This window comes from Polaromonas sp. YR568 (assembly GCF_943369675.1).
Classification (GTDB): domain Bacteria; phylum Pseudomonadota; class Gammaproteobacteria; order Burkholderiales; family Burkholderiaceae_C; genus Polaromonas.
In genome coordinates, this window is the sequence record NZ_CALROB020000099.1 from 1 (window position 1) to 3,218 (window position 3,218).

The 3,218-nt window shown below is 61.6% G+C and carries 3 protein-coding genes and 2 pseudogenes; 2 read left to right on the forward strand and 3 right to left on the reverse strand.

The annotated features are described in order from the left end of the window. Positions 1 to 183 precede the first annotated feature (183 nt). Positions 184 to 285 (reverse strand): annotated as a pseudogene (locus ACLV8F_RS24795) (XRE family transcriptional regulator); the annotation flags it as partial. A 318-nt stretch (positions 286 to 603) separates the two neighbouring features. On the opposite strand from ACLV8F_RS24795, the gene ACLV8F_RS24800 reads away from it, so the two are divergent. Together ACLV8F_RS24800 and ACLV8F_RS24805 are read left to right on the forward strand one after the other, a co-directional pair. Then, a complete protein-coding gene (locus ACLV8F_RS24800) occupies positions 604 to 822 on the forward strand; it encodes a hypothetical protein (RefSeq protein WP_411886858.1) in 219 nt (72 codons plus the stop codon). Positions 823 to 974: 152 nt separating this feature from the next. Continuing rightward, positions 975 to 2,084, forward strand: a complete 1,110-nt coding sequence (locus tag ACLV8F_RS24805) for an endonuclease/exonuclease/phosphatase family protein (protein WP_411886859.1) — start codon at positions 975 to 977, stop codon at positions 2,082 to 2,084. Between the two features lie 11 nt (positions 2,085 to 2,095). On the opposite strand, the gene ACLV8F_RS24810 is transcribed toward ACLV8F_RS24805, so the two are convergent. Together ACLV8F_RS24810 and ACLV8F_RS24815 are read right to left on the reverse strand one after the other, a co-directional pair. Further along, positions 2,096 to 2,767 (reverse strand): hypothetical protein, encoded by a 672-nt coding sequence (locus ACLV8F_RS24810; RefSeq protein WP_411886860.1) that lies wholly within the window; start codon positions 2,765 to 2,767, stop codon positions 2,096 to 2,098. 85 nt (positions 2,768 to 2,852) lie between these two features. Next, a pseudogene (locus ACLV8F_RS24815) lies at positions 2,853 to 3,218 on the reverse strand (hypothetical protein); the annotation flags it as partial.

The following is a 3,218-nucleotide window of genomic DNA, read 5'->3' on the forward strand; positions in this document are numbered from 1 at the left end:
CGAGCCGTTGCTCATACTCCCGGTACCAGCCCTTCAAGGCATTCTTCGTTGGGTAACCCAGCTGACGCAGGGTTGGCCTGACGCGTTTGCCGAGCTTGATGTAGAGCTCGACCGCTCGAATCCTGTCTTCGTACGAATACATGAACTACCTCCTGGTAGTCCAAGTTTTTGTCCGCATCCCCCTGTGTTGCGAGCCAGGCCTGTACGCCTTGATATCTCGCGGATGGACATCTTGTCCCGCAATGACCAACGTCTGATGACATTCAATGTCGCCACGTCTATCACTCCTAATGTCCCTCTTGCTTTTAAAACAAGCAGGGTAGTGCCTACGTGGGTCAGTACACATGGTGGGTCAGTTCAAGCTCGAGCCCTATGCAGGGAACCTGACCGGCGATTGCCTCTCTCGTGCGCGTGTAGCACCTCATCGGACGGGTACTGGCATTGGCATGCATACAAAGTATTTCCTTACTTCTGGCGGTTCACGATAGACAGCGCCGTCATGGGCTCGACATAATTTCAAGCGGCCCGCAGGAGCCTCCCGCGCGCAGCGTTGATCCGCCACCAGGAGAGTTACCCGGGAACGCCATCAAGAAAGCCCGCAGGTTGATTGCCAAAGACCCCACCACGGCGGAAGCCGCGGCGCTGGCGCGCCTGGTACGCGCCCTCGAGTCGGACGAAAAATTCGAGTTGAACGACCTTTACCAGCTGGACTACGACGCCTTCGACCTGGCGATCGACATACTCAAGGAGTGGCGGCTGGACCGTTATTACATGGGCAAAGCCAAGCTGCACGACCTCGCGGTTCAAGTCACCGAACTCTGATCCGTTGACGGCGACACCGTTCTTTCAAAGTCCTGATCGCACACGCGTGTCATAACGCGGTCATTTTTTGGCGGCAGCATCGCCGCGACGGTGGCCTCACCAGCCCACCGGGTACGGCTCGACCTTGAAACACCTTTTGCCGGAGGACAGCGATGAAAGTTCGGGTAGCTTCCTACAATCTCGAAAATCTTTTTACCCGCCCCACGGCCATGCAAGAAGGTGCGGGGAAAACCGGCCAGCAGGCCATTGACGACCATGCCCGCCTCAATGCGATTGCCGGCAAACCATCGTATACAGACGCCGACAAGGCGGAACTGCTGCGGCTGGACAAACGCTACAAATTCTCTTCGCTGAACCCGCCGGCCAACGCACTCGTCTATCTCAACAAGGTTCGCGGCCAGCTGTTCAAACGCACACGGGCGGGCGTGGCCAGTGTCGTGGCCGCGGGGGTCGGCGACTGGACGGGCTGGTTTGAGCTGAGACGCACGGATGTGCGCTGGCCTGCGATATTCAACACCGCGCGGGTGGTGACCGAGGTCAATCCCGACATCCTGCTATGCGTGGAAGTGGAGAACCGGCCCGCGCTGCAGCGCTTCAACGAACAGGTTCTGCGCGGGGAGTTTCACCATGAGTTTCCCTTTGTAATGGTGATAGACGGCAATGACTCTCGCGGCATCGATGTCGGCATCCTCAGCCGTTTCCCGATCATGGGCATTCGCTCCCACGTGGACGACCAGGCCGACGGGAAACTCATATTTTCACGCGACTGTCCCGAGTATGTGGTGCAGCTGCCGAACGGCCAACTGATCGTGCTGTGCCCCAACCACTTCAAGTCAAAACGCGGCGGCAATGACCTTGATGCGCAAGCGCGGCGAAAGGCCCAGGGAATCCGTGCAGCCGGGATTGCAAGAACGGCGAAGGACCAGGTCAGCCCGTTCGTCCTGGTGGGCGGCGACCTGAACGACACCCCGGAAAGCGAGGCCCTCCAACCGCTGTTCCAGGATGGCTGGCATGACATCCAGGACCACGCGTCATACCCCGTCGACAGGCCAGGCACATTCGGAACGGGCCGCCCCTCCGACAAGATCGACTATCTGATCATGTCGCCGGAGCTTCGGGCGGCCTTGACGGGAACGGGCGTGGAAAGAAGAGGCTCCTACCACCCCGGGACCTGGGAGGCATTTGACACCGTCACCGGGAAAGCCGATGAGGCATCGGACCATCACTTGATCTGGGCCGATTTTGATATCGGGCCTGCCTGAGCCGTTCCAGGCTAACCCAGGCGCCAGCCGATCCCGTCGAGCCACCCGGCATCCTGGCCCGGGTCGCGAAAACACAGCCATGCATACAACACGCTCGCGTGCAAAAACGACAGCAGGCTGTAAGAGAGGGCCAACGCCAGGCTCCAGAACAATGCCTTGACCGGCGAACCGCCGCCTCCGAACAGGGGCAGCACAAAATCGGGTAAAAAACCGCTGGCCCAGCCCAGCAGCAGAAACAGCACACCGCCCGCCAGCATGCTGAACACGCCATAACCCGCAGCCAGCCGCTTTCGGCCGGTGAAGGGCCGGCGGTGGTGCAGCTGGTTCATGGCCGCCATGGCCAGCAGGTTGGCCAGCGCCAGGCTGAGCATCAGCGAGGGCCAGAACACCGGGTGGTCGCTATGGGCATCCCGTAGCAGCAAGCCGCCTATGGCCAGGAAGGTCGGCGCCAGCAAAGTCGAAGCTGCGCAGGCGACGCCCTGCCACAACCACCAGGGGCTCCTCCACTGCAGTGGCGTGGACAACGGGGCTTGGGTTTGCGGCGGCAGCGGGTCTCGTGCTTCATTGCACTGTTCGGGCACGGTGGCTGAGCCATCCCGTGTGAGCAGCCAGCGCGAAGCGGCGGCGCCCCCAATGCGCGCCCGGTTTGCCGCCTGGGCAGGGGTGTTTTTTGGAAAGGCCATGTTGTATAGACGGATAGACGGGCCCAAAACCGCCATTTTTAATCCAACGCCATGGGGCGGGACTGCTTCATCCCGCCCCATCCCGTCAACGTTTGAGGTTGCGCCGCTCCGTGGCGGTCAGCAGCTCCATCTGCGAAGGCGGCAGGTCCATCTGGCCCAACACTTCCACCACACCTTGCGGATTGGCACTCACTGGCCGTGAACCGTCCTTGCGCGGCCCGGAAGGCCCGGCGTCCATGGGCTCATTGCCAAACCCAACCACACGCACCGTGAACACCGAGGGCAGGTTCTGCCGCGCCGCTGCGCGGTCGCGCTGCAGCATGTCCTGGGCCGCCATCGCCGCCTGCGAGGCCGCGGCGCCGGCATTGGTCAGCGCGCCTATGTTGACGGCCTCCACCACCGGCAGGCCCTTGGCCTCGCCCTTGACCTTGATGTTGTCGGCGTTGAGCAC

Coding starts and splice junctions, on each gene's coding strand:
- ACLV8F_RS24805 (WP_411886859.1), top strand. CDS start 975: ATGAAAGTTCGGGTAGCTTCCTACAATCTCGAAAATCTTTTTACCCGC.
- ACLV8F_RS24810 (WP_411886860.1), bottom strand. CDS start 2,767: ATGGCCTTTCCAAAAAACACCCCTGCCCAGGCGGCAAACCGGGCGCGC.